Raw genomic sequence first — 15,502 nt, forward strand, 5'->3', positions numbered from 1 at the left:
GCCTTATTCTTCACCACCTTCAGACTCTTCTCCAGATTCTTCATCTGCTTTGGAGCCTTTTGGTTTGTGTACAGATACAACCGGCAGGTCGTGGTCTGCGCCTTTGCTCAGCTCTGCCAGCTCAACGCCTTTCGGCAGTTTCAGGTCGGACAGGTGAACAATCTGGTCGTTACCAACTTCCGCCATATCAACTTCCAGGAATTCTGGCAGATTGGCAGGCAGACAAACGACTTCAACTTCAGACAGTTGGTGAGAAATTACACCGCCGCCCTGGCGAACGCCAACGCAGGTGTCTTCGTTAAGGAAGTGCAGGGGAACCTGAACGTGCAGCTTCTGATCTTTGCTGACGCGTTGGAAGTCTGCGTGCATGATCAGAGGCTTGTATGGGTGACGCTGCAGGTCTTTCAGGATAACGGACTCATCACCACCTTCCACTTTCAGTGTCAGAATGTGTGAGTAGAACGCTTCGTTTTCAAGCGCGTGAACAAGGTCTTTGTGCATCACGGAGATTGCAGTAGGTTCTGCCTTGCCACCGTAAATGATAGCAGGGACTTTGCCATCCAGACGACGGAGGCGGCGGCTCGCACCTTTCCCCTCTACATCGCGCTTCTCGGCGACCAAAGTAAATTCAGTAGTCATTTTCATTTTCCTCAATATAAGCCAGGCGAATCCGCGACCAGATTCACAGGCAATCATCCGATTTTCATCGGGTTTAAAATGATAAAGCTTCCCAAGGGAAGCTTTATCGAAATGCTCTATTGTCTCAGTTAGCTGAACATGGCACTGATAGATTCTTCGTTGCAGACGCGACGAATAGACTCTGCCAATAGTCCTGCCAGAGAAAGCTGGCGAATTTTAGCACAATTTCTGGCGTTGTCACCTAGTGGAATAGTATCTGTGACAACCAGTTCGTCCATTTCGGAGCCGTTAATGTTCTCAATTGCCGGTCCGGAAAGAACCGGATGGGTAATATAGGCAATGACTTTGCTGGCGCCGTGCTCTTTTAGTGCTGCTGCAGCCTTGCACAGTGTGCCGGCGGTATCTGCAATATCGTCGACCAGTATGCAGACCTTGTCCTGGACGTCACCAATAATATGCATTACCTGGGCAACATTGGCCTGCGGGCGACGTTTGTCGATAATGGCAAGGTCGGCATCATCGAGACGCTTTGCGAAGGCTCTTGCGCGGACGACACCGCCAACATCCGGTGAAACCACGACAAAATTCTGAAAGTTTTTGCGTTCGATATCATCCAGCATGACGGTAGTGGCGTAGGCGTTATCCACAGGAATATGGAAGAAGCCTTGAATCTGGTCAGCATGCAGGTCAACGGTTAAAACCCGGTTGATGCCAACACCGGTGAGGATATCTGCAACGACCTTGGCACTGATTGGTACCCGGGATGAACGCGGGCGGCGATCCTGTCTGGCGTATCCGAAATAGGGGATAACGGCGGTGATACGGCCAGCGGAGGCTCTTCTCAGCGCATCAGCCATGACGACCAGTTCCATCAGGTTGTCGTTGGTGGGCTGACAGGTGGGCTGAATGATAAACACGTCCCGTCCACGAACGTTTTCATTGATTTCCACATTGACTTCACCGTCGCTGAAACGACTGACTGTGGCATCTCCCAGGGGGATATGAAGAGTATCAGCAACTTTCTGCGCGAGCTCGGGATTGGCCCGACCGCTGAAAACCATCAGTTTAGACACGGCACATACCTTTTTACGGTTCGGAACGGATAATTTTTTTGAATATAGAGATGAGAGTGGCTGGGGTGGCAGGATTCGAACCTGCGCATGACGGGATCAAAACCCGTTGCCTTACCGCTTGGCGACACCCCAGTAGCATAATTCTGCTGGTAACTTATTGGTGTTGTTACCGCTGCCGAAGAGTTATTACAACCCTTTAATGGCAGGAGACTTGTTAATGCCCTTGGCGACAAAGCCTTGATAATTTGTCGGCAGTTGGGAGAGTACATTATCCGCTCGCTGTTTGTCGGAGAAGCTTGCAAAAATGCAGGCACCTGTACCGGTTAATTTAGCTGGCGAAAACTGACTAAGCCAATTAATCGCCTGGCGGATCTCGGGGTAAAGTTGACATACAACTGATTCGCAATCATTTGATGTCAGATCGCAGTATTTTGCGATGTTTCCGAGATCTCCCTCAAGAGCGGGCGCTATTTTGCTTTTTGGTGTGTCTCTTGTCAACTGTTTGTTAGAAAAAACATTTGCGGTTGATACATGACATCCAGGGTGGACCACCAAATACCAGGTTTCCGGCAGGTTGACGGGCCTTAACTGCTCTCCTACACCTTCTGCGTAAGCGCTGTGCCCCAAGACAAATACGGGAACATCTGCGCCCAGCGATATGCCGATGCCAGCCAGTTGTTCCGGGCTGTAATCTAATTGCCAGAGCTTGTTCAGGGCCAATAATGTTGTTGCTGCGTTGGAACTGCCGCCACCGAGGCCACCACCCATCGGGAGTTTCTTTTCAAGTTCAATGTGAACTCCGCACAGGGTTGTGGGTTTATTATCCTTTAGTGCCTGCTCTCTCAATTTGACGGCTGCTTTATAAATCAGGTTGTCTTCCAGGCAAACGCCTTCGATAGCAGGTGTTAGCGCAATTTTGTTGCTTTTCTGGTAAGTGAAGGTGAGTTGATCGCCATGATCCAATAACTGGAAGAGCGTCTGGAGTTCGTGATAACCGTCAGGTCGTCTGAAATTGATATGAAGAAAAAGATTGAGTTTCGCTGGAGCGGGCAGCGTTAGAGATGTTAATTCGGACATCAGTGATCTTTACCAGCCGGTTGTTAAATCAGGCTCACAGGTGAAGCGGAATGATCGATATTGTTTGGTCTGAGCAGCCTTAATGCAAGCAAAACGCGGTAATCGTTTTTCCTCATTATTTCTTTAAGGATCTCCATTGTGTAACGATCACTTTCAGGCGAATATCCCCCTTGGTCAGCGTAATCTTATGTGGGAGTATAATTTCTGCGTCCAGGGGCTTAAATCGATCGAGTTCAATTTCCCACTCTGACTGATTAATCCGGTAGGGGTGGCCCTGATCATCAAACTGCATTTCCGTTGGGGCGTCGGGAGCGGGGATTCCTCTAATCCAGTAAGACAAGGATTGTAACGGAAGGCTCCAGCCTAGGGCTTCCTGCAATAACAATTCCGGTGAATCAGAATACAAAGGTGCTTCATCAGGCTGATACAGTCCAATGTATTGGGGATTACCTTCTATTTGGGTTGCTCCCAGACCGAGCAATGCGGAGGATACGTGAATGTTGAATTCTGAGTGACTCTGTACCCACTGATTAATAACCAGGCTATCGCTGCGGTCTCCCTGGCGTACGGCGAGTTTACCCTGGATATTCCATTGGCTGAAATTGGCAAGCTGTTGCTGACGTTCATCCCAGCCTGCAGGGGGCAAAGTGCTGGATTTGCGTTTGGGGGTGATTTCACAGCCTGTCAACCAGAAAGAAAGTATCAGCAGCATAATGACGGCCAATAATGGGTGTCTGGTTTCTGAGCCGGATCTGGATAAAAACATCGGGATTAGGAATTCAACTACTTAGTGGATCTATGGTTGAGGAAAAGCCTATAGCTCAACGTTCAGCCGCTCGAGTGTGGCATTCAGTAGCGGGTGATCCGGCTGAGCCTCTTTCGCTTCACGCCAGATGACTTTGGCATCTTCCTGGCGATCCAGTGTCCAGAGAACTTCACCCAGATGAGCCGCCACTTCTGGGTCGGGAAAGCGGGAGTAGGCTTCCTGGAGATATTCCAAGGCTTCCTCGGGACTGCCCAGCCGGAACTTAACCCATCCCATACTATCTAGAATGGCCGGGTTTTCCGGGTCAATCTGTAGCGCCTTGGAAATCAGGTCGTAGGCTTCCAGGTACCGGTCGGTCTTATCCGCCAGAGTATATCCCAGGGCGTTCAGGGCTACGGAGTTTTCGGGATCCTGCTGCAGGATATGGCGCAGGTCATTTTCCATTTCCGGCAACATACCCTGATTATCCCGAATCATGGCTCTGGCATAACGCAGCTGAATATCATCCGGGAATTCCTCCAGGGCTAAATCGGCCAGCTCCATTGCACGGGTAAAATTTTCGATTTCCACCATCAGGTTGATTTCCAGCTCCCAGAGCTGATTTGCCTGGGCTGACATATTCTGTCTGGCGCTGCTGAATCTGATGGCGGCTTCATCCGGGCGACCGGACTGAATTAGCAGGTAAGCTGATCTGGCTAGTGCGTTGAAGTAATGTCCGCCGCGATTTACCTGCTGATAATGGCCAATAGCCTCATCTACCTGGTCTTCCTGATCAGCAATACGCCCAAGGTAGAAGTGTGCTTCATTAAGATGTTGGCCTTCACTAATGAGCTGTTCTAACTGTTCCTGAGCTATCTCAAGCTTGCCATTCTCCAATGCGACAAGGCCGTAGGAAAGCTTAAGGTGGGGCGCATCAGAGAATCGCTCCATCAGGCTTTTATATATCGTCTCAGCTTTTTCAAAGTCCTTGGCCTCTATCAGCGTTCTGGCGTAGAGCGTTCCCAGTTGCATTTCGTCTGGCAGCTTGCGGGTCTCTTCCTTCAGATAGGCCAGGGCAGTATCGATACCTTCAACTTCCTTCAGCAAGCGGGAGCGAAGCGATATCACTGCCGGGTTTTTCTTTTGCTGTTCAAGTAGCCGGTTAGTGGAATCCAGTGCCTCATCATAAAGTCCGTTGAGTTCCTGGAGTACGGCATAACCATATAGAAGTTCACCGTTGTCCGGGTGGCGTTCCAGGATAATGGAATATAGCCTGAGGAGCTCGGCTTTCTCCTCATCTCCGAGGTTTTTGGCATGTAGTGCAAGCCGGTCAAAGGTTGTAGGGCCTTCCAGGTCCAGCACTCTCTCCATATGAAAAAGTGCGTTCTCGAAGTCCTTTTTCTTGATGAGCTGGAAAGCGGCGAGTTGGTGCGCGTCTACATCTTCCGGTGCTTCTTCTGCCCAGAGTAAGGTCAACTCGGTCAGAGTCTCTTCATCTTTTGCATATTGGGCGGCATTGATCGCGCGCTTGATCACTCCGATATCACGGGTTTTGAAAGCAGTGGCAACATAGTTGTTGACCAGGGTATCGAGCTCGCCTCTCTGGCCTGACAGTTCTGCAATCAGCAAATCATAAAGTACATCTTTGCTGAACTGGCTTGGATGTGGAGACTCTTCCTCTGGTGCCGGCCCGAACTCTTCTTCTGTCATTGTTTCAATGACGGGAATCTGACGTTGGGTAATGGGATCTAGCATCTGGGCGTTTTCGGAATGATTCGCCGTTAATGTGCTGCATCCGCTTTGCAAAACCAAGCTGAAGGTCAGCGCACTTCCTAGCAGTAAAGGGGGGGGAATTCGAAAGCTCATAAATAATTGTGTCACAGCCCAAAGATCCTGATTTTAAAAAAACTACCACAGACAATGCGCTTAGCATAGCCAAACTATTCAGCTTTGCATTACGGACACGTAACGCAAGAGATTGTTTTTTTGCGCATGTTGCGTGCGTTAATTTCCGGAATCATACCGATACAGGTCAAATCTTGAATGGGATTAATCCTATTAAAGTTGTGTGAAAAAAAATGCCAGGTAAAATGGGCGACTCTTTCATGGGCTGATAAACTGTCAGGCAAGCCCGCGGACATTGGGAAAGAGGAGAAAGCCGGGTAAGCCGCCTGGCCAGACGCCGGAAAATGTCCGAAACTTTGTTATAAAACCATACTGATGTCGGGGCTCTATTCCGAATGTCCTTGTTTGTGCTGGGAATCAACCACAAGACTGCACCTGTCGCCATAAGGGAGAAGGTGGCCTTCGGCCCTGAGCAATTACAGGAAGCTCTGCCGATGGCGTCTGCGCGTCCGGGGGTGGAGGAATTGGCGGTTGTATCCACCTGCAACCGGACCGAGCTGTACTGTTCTTTGTCAAATGTGGGAATAGACTGTCTCCTGGAATGGGTGAGCGACTATCATAATGTCAGCCTTTCCGACCTTAAGCGCTGCGTCTATGTACATGAAGATGAGGAAGCCGCCAGTCATATGATGCGGGTTGCCAGTGGGCTCGACTCACTGGTTTTGGGAGAACCCCAGATACTGGGGCAATTAAAAGATGCTCACTCGGTTGCAAGGAACCTTGGTACCTTGGGTGGGCCTCTAGACAGACTTTTTCAGCACACTTTTTCCGTTGCGAAACGTGTTCGTACTGAAACTGCCATTGGTGAAAACCCGGTGTCAGTTGCCTTTGCTGCGGTCAGTATGGCCTCACACATCTTTGCGGACATGTCTTCTAACACTGCCCTGTTGATAGGTGCCGGCGAAACGATTGAATTAGTGGCGCGCCATTTGTATCAGGCTGGTGTCCGTTCGATGATCGTGGCCAACAGAACATTATCGAGGGCTCGTGATCTGGCCGAAATGTTTCACGGAAGTGCGATTGGGTTATCCGATATCCCCGCTTACCTTGAGCAGGCCGATATCATTATCGCGTCCACCGCCAGTCCGCTTCCGATACTGGGTAAGGGGGCTGTGGAAAGGGCTCTGAAAAAGCGTAAACACCGTCCCATGTTCATGGTCGATATTGCGGTTCCGCGTGATATTGAGCAGGAAGTCGATGAACTGGCGGATGTGTACCTCTATACCGTAGACGATCTGCGTCAGGTGATTGACGATAATATGAAATCCCGGGAAGGTGCTGCTGAAGAGGCAGAGCATCTCATTGCGGCAGGGGCTGCTGATTTCATGTATCATCTACGCGCTTTGGATTCCGTGTCGGTTCTTAAAACATTCCGGGATCAGGCTGAGGGATTGCGTGATACAGAATTGACTAAAGCCATGAAGCGTCTGGAAAAGGGTGACGACCCGGAAGCTGTATTAAGGCTCCTGGCCCACGGTCTAACCAATAAACTGATTCATCACCCCACTGTTCAGGTGCGGCGGGCCTCGGCCGAAGGAAGGCTGGAGGTTACCGGATGGTTGAGAGATCTGTTCCAGTTGCCCGACGATAAACTAAAGCAGGATTAGGCCAAACAAAGCCTCTCCTGGTTCAAGAATCTGCCTGAACAGTTCTCCGAAATCCTTCAACTTTCCCAAGGTACTATGCGTTGATAGCCGTGGAGTGCGGGATAACCTGGCTTCCGGGCATAATGGCAGGTAGAGCTGGGCAGGCACACAGAAGACTTTTTGAAAAACAGTTGGTATCACACAACGGTTGCCAGGTTTAATTCAGAGAGTACATAGACTTTTTTAGAATGGTTATACATATATGAAAGATTCAATCCGGTTGAAGCTTGAACAATTGCAGGATCGTTATGAAGAGGTCAGTGCATTGTTGTCGGATGCCGATGTGATTGCTGACCAGAACAAGTTCAAAGCGTTATCCAAAGAATATGCTGAACTTGAACCGGTGGTGAAATGTTTTGAACGCTATCGCTCCTGTCAGGGGACCATTGAAGAAGCGCATCAACTGCTGAAGGATTCTGATCCGGATATGCGGGAAATGGCCAAGGAAGAACTGGGTGAGGCCGAGCCGCGTCTGGAGGAACTGGAGCAGGAGCTACAGATTCTGTTACTGCCCAGGGATCCCATGGACAGTGCCAATATTTACCTGGAAGTGCGTGCAGGAACTGGGGGCGACGAAGCGGCAATTTTTGCGGGGGATCTGTTCAGAATGTACTCCCGATATGCAGAAACACGGAAGTGGAAAGTCGAAATCGTCAGTGAAAACCCTGGCGAACACGGTGGCTATAAGGAAATTATCAGTCGGGTTACCGGAGAAAACGTATACGGCACATTGAAATTTGAGTCCGGCGCTCATCGAGTCCAGAGAGTCCCGGAAACCGAGTCTCAGGGTCGGATTCACACTTCTGCCTGTACTGTGGCGATCCTGCCTGAAGGGGAAGAAGTTGAAGAAGTGGAGATCAATTCGGCAGACCTCCGTGTAGACACCTACAGAGCCTCTGGGGCGGGTGGTCAGCACGTCAACAAAACCGACTCGGCGATCCGGATTACCCACTTGCCGTCGGGGATTGTTGTGGAATGTCAGGACGAGCGGTCACAGCATAAAAACCGCGCTAAAGCCATGTCGCTGCTCAAAGCGAAGCTTTTTAACCAGGCCCAGGAAAAGCAGGCCCAGGAACAGGCACAGGCAAGAAAATCCCTGGTGGGAAGTGGGGATCGTTCTGAGCGTATCCGTACATACAATTATCCACAGGGACGGATCACCGATCACCGAATAAACCTCACCCTATATAAGCTGGAAGAAGTGGTGCAGGGTGATCTGGATCCCGTGATTGGCCCGCTGTTACAGGAATATCAGGCGGAAATGCTGGCATCTCTGAGTGATTGATCATATCTGCATCAAATGAAGATTTCAGAAGCGTTAAGATGGGCACAGAATCAACTTGATAGTGACACTGCCCGGCTGGATGCGGAGGTTCTGCTTTGCCATCTACTGGGTGTTGGTCGTGTATATCTTTTTACTCATGATGATCAGGATCTGGGTCGTCAGCTAAACACCTTTAAGAAGATGATTGAGCGTCGACGCTGCGGGGAACCGGTTGCACATATCACCGGTGTCCGTGAATTCTGGTCTCTTCCTCTGCAGGTAACTCCTGCCACTCTCATACCCCGTCCTGACACTGAGACGCTGGTAGAGTGGTGTCTTGATCAGGAACTACCTGCCACAGCACGAGTGTTGGATCTTGGGACCGGGACCGGCGCTATTGCCTGTGCCCTGGCATCTGAGCGTCCGGGTTGGTCTGTGACTGCAACAGACAGGAGTCGTGAGGCGCTTGAAGTTGCCAGCAGGAACAAAACGCAAATCGGGTTGGAAAACCTGGAGTTGGTTAACTCTGATTGGTTTGGTTCCCTGACAGGTTTGCGTTTCGATTTGATTGTCAGCAACCCTCCTTATATTGCGGAAGGCGATGAACACCTTAGCTCCGGAGACGTGCGTTTTGAGCCCAAGACAGCTTTGGTGTCCGGTGTCTCTGGTTTAGACGATATTTTGATTATTGCGGCAGGAGCCTGTGAGCATTTTGATGGAACGGGCTGGTTGGCGCTGGAGCACGGATACGACCAGGGTGAAAGTGTCCGGGATATTCTGGAAAATACCGGTTATCGTGCTGTGGAAACAATTCAGGATCTTGCGGGGCAGGATCGAATAACCGTGGGATTCTGGTCTCAGCCGTAGAGAGCCTCTGACGGGAGCGGCTGCTTTATTTCAACTGTACAGGGTTTTCCTTAAACAGGGTTTTCCATAATGAGTGATCAGCTAGAAAGCACCCAGCGGGAACAGATGAGCGATGAATTGCTGCTGCGTTACAGTCGGCAAATCATGATGCCGGAGTTTGATGTAGCGTGTCAGGAAAAACTGCGAGCCGGGACTGCCTTAATTGTCGGTATGGGAGGACTGGGGTGTCCTGCCGCTATGTATTTGGCTGCAGCCGGTTGCGGTACGTTATTGCTCGCCGACTTTGATGAGGTTGATCTGAGTAATCTGCAACGCCAGATCGCTCACACGCAGGCGCGGATTGGACAGAACAAGGCTGAGTCCGTCGCTGCTGTCATCGCTGGACTGAATCCGGATGTCAGGGTGGAGACCTTGAAGCATCGCCTAGAAGGAGATGCGCTGACGGCGCAGGTCAGGCGGGCGGATGTGGTGGTCGATTGTACGGATAATTTTAGTACTCGCGACTCAATCAACCAGGCCTGTGTGGAAACAGGGGTTCCGTTGGTGTCCGGTGCGGCGATACGTGCGGAAGGACAGATATCAGTATTTGATTTCAGACAGACTGACTCACCCTGTTATCACTGCCTTTATGGCACCTTCGGCAATGAGGATCTGACCTGTTCACAGACTGGCATTCTGGCACCAGTCGTGGGAATTATTGGCACCATGCAGGCGCTGGAAGCGCTTAAAATTCTTTCAGGCTATGGCCAGCCAGCAGTGGGACGACTGCTTACCTTTGACGCAGACTCGTCGTCCTGGCGCGAATTCCGGTTACGCCAGGATCCTGAATGTCCTGTGTGTCAGGTCAAGCGTCAGGAGACCTGATCTTTCAAAGTTTTAAAGGTATCTATCGCCCGCTGCCGGGACTTTTTCAGATCGGCAATGGGAGGCGGATAATCGATGCCGGAAACAGGATGTTCCAGAGGGTAATGAATTTTTTTGTCCGGGAGGTTCTTGAGTTCTGGAACGTATTGCCGGATGAATGTCCCATCCGAATCAAACTTCTCACTTTGGCTAACTGGATTGAATACTCTGAAATAGGGAGCGGCATCAGTGCCTGTAGATGCGCTCCATTGCCAGCCTCCATTGTTTGCGGGCAAATAACCATCGATCAGGTGTTCCATGAAATAACGCTCGCCCCGCCGCCAGTCTATCAGTAGGTTTTTGGTCAGAAACATGGCGCAGACCATACGAAGGCGATTATGCATCCAGCCGGTGGTATTCAATTGGCGCATTGCAGCATCGACAATAGGGATGCCTGTTCGACCTTCGCACCAGGCGTGAAAGTCATCTTCGGAATCACGCCAGGGAATCTGCTCAGTGTCTGGTTTAAATGCTCGATTCATGCTGACTCTGGGGAAGTCGCAAAGAATATTGATGTAGAAATCCCGCCAGATCAGTTCGTTGATCCAGCAGTCCAACCCTTCCGCCGCATTGGCGTGGCTATGCTGGTACTGGCGGGCGGCAAGAAAACATTGTTTGCCTGATAAAACTCCGAGGGCAAGGTAGGGAGACAGCTGGCTGGTGCCTTCCACTGCAGGTATGTCCCGTTGTTGATGGTAGTGGCCAGCCCGTTCTTCGATAAAACTCTCCAGTTGATAGTGTGCTGCGCTTTCTCCAGCTTTCCATACGGAAGAGTCTTTGGCCTTTATCCGGCTAAGCTGCGGGGGCTGGGGGTTCTTTTCTGTGGTCTTGTGCCGTCCTGTGGGGGCGTGCCATAAGGAGAGATCTGTCTCTGTAATATGCTTCCACCAAGTGCGCTTAAATGGCGTAAACACAGTGTAGGGGGCAGATTGTTGAGTCCTGATTGAGCCAACGGGGAGAATAGACTGATCCCGAAATTTTTTAACTGAGATGCCCTGCTCCTGAAATGTTCGGTGAACCTCCTTGTCCCGCCGGCGCTCGTTAACGCCATATTCTTCGTTGAAGTAGAGTGTCTGGCATTGATGCTCTTCCATCAGTGACCACAGTTCCTTTGGTGTGTTCTGGAAATTCTCGGTACAAATGATCAGTAGCGGAATGCCTTTGTTGGCCAGTGATGATTGCAGACTCATAAGGTTGGCAATAAGAAAATCTGCTTTGATCGGCGCCATATGGTGCTCTTGCCATTGTTCTTCAGCGAGACAGAAACAACAGATCAAATCGCCCTGTGAGTCTGTGGCTGCTGCTGTCAGCGCCGGGTTGTCATGTATTCTGAGATCGTTGCGAAACCAGTGAAGTATACGAGGCATAAATAACGTCGACACCAATAGAAAATTAGTTAAAAACAGAGCGTTGTTACGAAAAGATCAGTCAATCGGACCAGGGGAAGTGGCCGGCTGCACTATACGACAGCCGGCGAAAGGGTTACAGGTTGGCTTCGGCAAATTCTGCCAAGACAGATCTAGGGACGCCACGCAGGTGAACATGCCCGTTATGCTGGAAGCCACGGAATCGCTCCGTAAGGTAGGTCAGGCCTGAGCTGGGTGCATTCAGGTAGGCCGTATCAATCTGCGCCAGATTGCCCAGGCAAATCACCTTACTGCCATTTCCGGCACGAGTGATGATGGTTTTCATCTGATGGGGGGTCAGGTTCTGACACTCATCAATGACTATCAGGCTGTGTTGAAAGCTGCGCCCTCGGATGTAGTTTAGCGATTTAAACTGTATGGGGACTTTCTGCAGAATGTACTCCACACTGGCTGTCATGTTTTCATCATCGCTGTGCAGTGCTTCCAGGTTGTCAGTAATGGCTCCCAGCCAGGGTTCCATTTTTTCTGCTTCAGTCCCAGGTAGAAAGCCAATATCCTCATCCAGTCCTTGGGTGCTGCGGGTGACAATGATGCGTTTATAGCGTTTGCTGGCGACAGTCATCTCAATAGCTGCGGCCAGGGCCAGGATGGTTTTACCCGACCCAGCGGCTCCGGTCAGGTTGACCAGATGGATATCAGGATCCAGCAATAACTGCAGAGCGACTGCCTGGTAGATATCCCGGGGAATCAAGCCCCAAGCTTCCTGTTCCAGAAGTCGATCCCGGGACAAATCCCGCACGATCAGATGGTCTGAATCCACTCTGGAGATTCGTCCGACAAATCCCTGGTCGTCAATAAGAAATTCATTGACGGATAATTCCTTAAGCTCTGGCAGTCGGGGAATGAGGTGCTCCGTTAAGCCTTCCCGCTGCATGGTTTCCACTTTATTGATTTTGTCCCAGAAGCTATCTGTGAAATCGGCATAGCCTTTGGGCAGGAGATCGATATCGTCGATCAACTGGTCAGTGTGATAGTCCTCAGCATCGACCCCACAGGCGCGGGCCTTCAGCCTCATATTGATGTCTTTACTCACTAGAATGGTCGGTCGTCCCGGGTGTTTGCCTTTGAGGGTGACGAGACCATTGATGATCTTGTTGTCGTTCAGTGTTTCGGGGAGTTGGACTTTATGATCTCCGTCGAGGTCCATGAGAATAGAGATCGTGCCAAGGGGGGGAGACTTTTCGTTGCGGATGATGTCGACACCCTTTTCGATATCGGTGGGTGAGGCGTCTCCCAGTAATTTATCAATCAGCCGGATTGCCTGGCGGCAGTCTGCGGCGATTGAGGACTTTCCATTCTTCAGTCTGTCGAGTTCCTCCAGAACCGTGAGTGGGATCACGACATGATGTTCTTCAAAATTCAGTACCGAGTTGGGATCGTGAATCAGAACATTGGTATCGAGCACGTAAGTTTTTTCTTGCGAGACGGTTCGCGCCATATTGGGTTTCCTTCGCCAGAGGTATGGGCATAAAGTCAGGGAGTTTGCGAGTTGTGAAGCGAGTGGGGCACATGGCGTGTGCCGGGAAAGGGAACAATGCTGTGATTAAGAGGTGGGTTAGAGCCAACAACTCACTCCCTGCCATTATCAGAAACGAAAAGCTATCAGAAACAAATAGCGTTCAGTAACAAGCAGGTGGAATCAAGGTTCCACCTTCACTGAAATAATAACCCAATTAAAAAAAAGATTGTAAGCCCTGTGTAAAAGAAATATTCAGACCCTTAGTGTTTCATGGCACCTTGCCATAACAAAGTCATGGCATCCTTCAACGTTGGCGCGAAGTCAGGCATCAGAATTTCATAGTGTCGCTCTTTGATTGCCCTGGCGACTTCAGGCGGGAGATTCTGCATTTGCCACAATCCCAGAATCATTGCATTGGTATGTATCAGCAGATCTTTGCATCGATTTTCACCGATAGCCGGCAATTTTTCGGCCAGGTTTTTGGCCAGAGAGCTGAGCTTGTCTACCAGCATTGATTTGAACTCCAGCACAATGTTCACTTCCGTATTCTGCTCCAGAACGGAATTCGCCATCGTGGCCAAGTGCATAAAGTCTGGATGGTCATGGGTGAAGTGAATGACCTGTTCCACCAGACCCGAGATCAATATTTCCGGCTTGGCGTGATTGTCCTTTAAGGCCAGCTCTGAGAGTTGATTTATCAAGGTTTCGTAGTGGGTGGCAAGTAGACAGATGAATATTTCTTCCTTGGTTTTGAAGTACAGATAGACCGTGCCTTTCGCCAATCCTGCCTCCTGTGCAATATTGATGACAGAGGGCAGAGTTCCCGGTTGTGCCAGAAACAGCCGACTTGCCGCATCCAGAATGCTCTGCTTGCGTAATGCTTTTTCGCCGTCATCGATTGCCCGGCTGCGAGGCTGTAGGCACTTCACCTGTTGTTCACCTGAATCAGTTTGCTTGGATAACGTTGCATAATAGCATTGTTTTGGTCACGTTGGCCTGTATGTCACCAGTCTTCATGGGTTTGCGAATTCAGGTAGGAGGCATTGGGTACGCAATACAACTATGGGGCATTAGGCGCGTGCAATTTCCGGATGAATCATTAAGAATAATGTTTAAAGCCGGGACATGCCGTTGAAGTCTGGTCAAGACTGATCTCGGGTTGCAGCTTCAGAATCCAAAATGGAAAAATTGCTATGCCTTTGCTCGCAAAAGACATTATGACGCCGCATGTGAAGTCAGTTCCTGAGACCTGGACTATGCAGAAATTTGCAGGTTTCCTGGCTGAGAACGGAATTTCGGGAAGCCCTGTGGTGGATACGGATAATCAAATAGTGGGAATCGCCACACTGTCAGACATTGCGGATTTTCATCTCAATCAGGTCGATACTAATTACGATAATCAGATGACCCCAGAGGAGCAGCGGGAAGCTCGGCGTCTGAGGCAGTTTATCTTTGAAGAGATGTCCCGCATGCCGGTGGAGGTACGGGATATCATGACCCCCATTCTGTTCTGGGTAGATGAAAGCACGGCCGTTACGGATGTTGCCAAACAAATGATGGATGAGCATTTACACCGGATTTTCGTCAAGAAGGATGGCGAAGTGGTGGGTATCATTACCTCCTATGATATGCTCAAACTGATCGCCGAAGGACAGTGATTGATTTATCGAGAGTGCCTTTTCGGTACTCTCTTCTCTGTTGGTTTAAAAGTGCCTGTAGCGGAATGTTCGGGAAGGCCGAAGAAAAAATCACTGCACTGACTTGTTTTTCACACCAATAATGGCACCACTCTGATCGTAGTTGATCACGGCCCCATTATACTTCTCTGAATTTGCTACCTCTTCCAGTGCCCGCATGGATTTATACGGGATATCGACAATTAGCGCGTTTACCAGCCAACTTGGTATAGAGCCTGCCGGTTCTGTATGTTGAAGCCATACCATCCTGGTCTTGTTGTCAGGCATTTCGTAAAAGAAGTAGTGAGTTTCCTGTACAGTGACTCTGACATATTCTTCCTTGGTCGGCATTTTGTTATCGACCGCATACATGTTCATGATGATCGCGCCTGTTTCTTGGTCTTTGTGCGTGTTGATCTCAAGAACGTAATCCCGGTCTTTAACTGGCCAGGGCAGGTCGTTGACGGAGTATGCGAATCGCTTGCCGAAACCCTGTTCTTCGAGCCCCCATGACTCCCGGCACCCATAGACCCACTCAACACAGGAATTGGGATTGGCCATCACCGCGATAACATTGGTGATCGGTGTATTGAGAACCGCTTCGGCTTTAAACGCCTCAAAATCTGAGTCGGGCTGGTCTTTTGTGAATATCCTGATGCCGTGTTTGTCGAAATCTAGCTGCCACTCAGGCGATTCAATGGGGAGTTCTGCGCTTGCTGCGACCGCTGCAAGCATTGTTAACAGGGAAAAGAAGAATGTGCGCAAGTTGCCTCTCCCGGCAGAAATGTCTTCAGGTTGTTTTTATTAATTGGCTTGTGTTC

General features: G+C 50.1%; 14 protein-coding genes and 1 tRNA gene. 5 read left to right on the plus strand and 10 right to left on the minus strand.

Features of this window, described 5'->3' with window-relative positions:
• Nucleotides 1-3: 3 nt before the first annotated feature.
• The 6 genes from F566_RS0120905 to F566_RS0120930 form a co-directional block, all read right to left on the minus strand.
• Nucleotides 4-639: a 50S ribosomal protein L25/general stress protein Ctc gene (locus F566_RS0120905; protein ID WP_026180182.1), complete on the minus strand. Its 636-nt coding sequence runs from the start codon at nt 637-639 to the stop codon at nt 4-6.
• 128 nt (nt 640-767) lie between these two features.
• Nucleotides 768-1,712 (minus strand): ribose-phosphate pyrophosphokinase, encoded by a 945-nt coding sequence (locus tag F566_RS0120910; protein WP_020408983.1) that lies wholly within the window; start codon nt 1,710-1,712, stop codon nt 768-770.
• A gap of 57 nt (nt 1,713-1,769) precedes the next feature.
• Nucleotides 1,770-1,844 (minus strand) — tRNA-Gln (locus F566_RS0120915).
• A gap of 54 nt (nt 1,845-1,898) precedes the next feature.
• Entirely contained in the window at nt 1,899-2,789 is an 891-nt protein-coding gene (ispE, locus tag F566_RS0120920; RefSeq protein WP_020408984.1) for a 4-(cytidine 5'-diphospho)-2-C-methyl-D-erythritol kinase, read from the minus strand.
• A 115-nt stretch (nt 2,790-2,904) separates the two neighbouring features.
• Nucleotides 2,905-3,501, minus strand: a complete 597-nt coding sequence (gene lolB / locus F566_RS0120925; RefSeq protein ID WP_033416685.1) for a lipoprotein insertase outer membrane protein LolB — start codon at nt 3,499-3,501, stop codon at nt 2,905-2,907.
• A 102-nt stretch (nt 3,502-3,603) separates the two neighbouring features.
• Entirely contained in the window at nt 3,604-5,415 is a 1,812-nt protein-coding gene (locus tag F566_RS0120930; RefSeq protein ID WP_245555281.1) for a tetratricopeptide repeat protein, read from the minus strand.
• 359 nt (nt 5,416-5,774) lie between these two features.
• Here F566_RS0120930 and hemA point away from each other — a divergent pair, with 359 nt between their 5' ends.
• The 4 genes from hemA to F566_RS0120955 all read left to right on the plus strand — a co-directional run bounded on the left by hemA (nt 5,775) and on the right by F566_RS0120955 (nt 10,080).
• Entirely contained in the window at nt 5,775-7,046 is a 1,272-nt protein-coding gene (hemA, locus tag F566_RS0120940) for a glutamyl-tRNA reductase (RefSeq protein ID WP_020408988.1), read from the plus strand.
• Between the two features lie 241 nt (nt 7,047-7,287).
• Nucleotides 7,288-8,370: a peptide chain release factor 1 gene (prfA, locus tag F566_RS0120945; protein WP_020408989.1), complete on the plus strand. Its 1,083-nt coding sequence runs from the start codon at nt 7,288-7,290 to the stop codon at nt 8,368-8,370.
• A 15-nt stretch (nt 8,371-8,385) separates the two neighbouring features.
• Nucleotides 8,386-9,216 carry a peptide chain release factor N(5)-glutamine methyltransferase gene (gene prmC / locus F566_RS0120950; RefSeq protein WP_020408990.1) on the plus strand — a complete coding sequence of 277 codons (831 nt, stop codon included), beginning with the start codon at nt 8,386-8,388 and terminating at the stop codon, nt 9,214-9,216.
• 69 nt (nt 9,217-9,285) lie between these two features.
• On the plus strand, nt 9,286-10,080 hold the full coding sequence (locus F566_RS0120955; protein ID WP_020408991.1) for a molybdopterin-synthase adenylyltransferase MoeB: 795 nt from the start codon (nt 9,286-9,288) through the stop codon (nt 10,078-10,080).
• Here F566_RS0120955 and phrB read toward each other — a convergent pair.
• From phrB to F566_RS0120970, 3 genes are all read right to left on the minus strand, one after another.
• Nucleotides 10,068-11,486, minus strand: a complete 1,419-nt coding sequence (gene phrB, locus F566_RS0120960) for a deoxyribodipyrimidine photo-lyase (protein ID WP_020408992.1) — start codon at nt 11,484-11,486, stop codon at nt 10,068-10,070. The two genes, F566_RS0120955 and phrB, sit on opposite strands and share 13 nt — an antisense overlap.
• A 115-nt stretch (nt 11,487-11,601) precedes the next feature.
• Nucleotides 11,602-12,984 (minus strand): PhoH family protein, encoded by a 1,383-nt coding sequence (locus F566_RS0120965; protein ID WP_020408993.1) that lies wholly within the window; start codon nt 12,982-12,984, stop codon nt 11,602-11,604.
• A gap of 281 nt (nt 12,985-13,265) precedes the next feature.
• Nucleotides 13,266-13,934, minus strand: coding sequence for a TetR/AcrR family transcriptional regulator (locus F566_RS0120970; RefSeq protein WP_020408994.1), 669 nt, complete (start codon nt 13,932-13,934; stop codon nt 13,266-13,268).
• A 264-nt stretch (nt 13,935-14,198) separates the two neighbouring features.
• Between F566_RS0120970 and F566_RS0120975 the strand changes: the two genes are divergently transcribed.
• On the plus strand, nt 14,199-14,663 hold the full coding sequence (locus F566_RS0120975) for a CBS domain-containing protein (protein ID WP_020408995.1): 465 nt from the start codon (nt 14,199-14,201) through the stop codon (nt 14,661-14,663).
• 90 nt (nt 14,664-14,753) lie between these two features.
• Here the strand turns inward: F566_RS0120975 and F566_RS0120980 are convergent, their stop codons facing one another.
• Nucleotides 14,754-15,446: an START domain-containing protein gene (locus F566_RS0120980; RefSeq protein ID WP_245555282.1), complete on the minus strand. Its 693-nt coding sequence runs from the start codon at nt 15,444-15,446 to the stop codon at nt 14,754-14,756.
• Between the last annotated feature and the right edge of the window lie 56 nt (nt 15,447-15,502).

The organism is Hahella ganghwensis DSM 17046 (assembly GCF_000376785.1).
Taxonomy (GTDB): Bacteria; Pseudomonadota; Gammaproteobacteria; order Pseudomonadales; family Oleiphilaceae; genus Hahella; species Hahella ganghwensis.

Bases quoted from the DNA above. Each gene is read 5' to 3' on its own strand.
- F566_RS0120905 (WP_026180182.1), bottom strand. From the start codon at position 639: ATGACTACTGAATTTACTTTGGTCGCCGAGAAGCGCGATGTAGAGGGG.
- ispE (WP_020408984.1), bottom strand. From the start codon at position 2,789: ATGTCCGAATTAACATCTCTAACGCTGCCCGCTCCAGCGAAACTCAAT.
- lolB (WP_033416685.1), bottom strand. From the start codon at position 3,501: ATGCTGCTGATACTTTCTTTCTGGTTGACAGGCTGTGAAATCACCCCC.
- hemA (WP_020408988.1), top strand. From the start codon at position 5,775: ATGTCCTTGTTTGTGCTGGGAATCAACCACAAGACTGCACCTGTCGCC.
- prfA (WP_020408989.1), top strand. From the start codon at position 7,288: ATGAAAGATTCAATCCGGTTGAAGCTTGAACAATTGCAGGATCGTTAT.
- prmC (WP_020408990.1), top strand. From the start codon at position 8,386: ATGAAGATTTCAGAAGCGTTAAGATGGGCACAGAATCAACTTGATAGT.
- F566_RS0120955 (WP_020408991.1), top strand. From the start codon at position 9,286: ATGAGTGATCAGCTAGAAAGCACCCAGCGGGAACAGATGAGCGATGAA.
- phrB (WP_020408992.1), bottom strand. From the start codon at position 11,486: ATGCCTCGTATACTTCACTGGTTTCGCAACGATCTCAGAATACATGAC.
- F566_RS0120965 (WP_020408993.1), bottom strand. From the start codon at position 12,984: ATGGCGCGAACCGTCTCGCAAGAAAAAACTTACGTGCTCGATACCAAT.
- F566_RS0120975 (WP_020408995.1), top strand. From the start codon at position 14,199: ATGCCTTTGCTCGCAAAAGACATTATGACGCCGCATGTGAAGTCAGTT.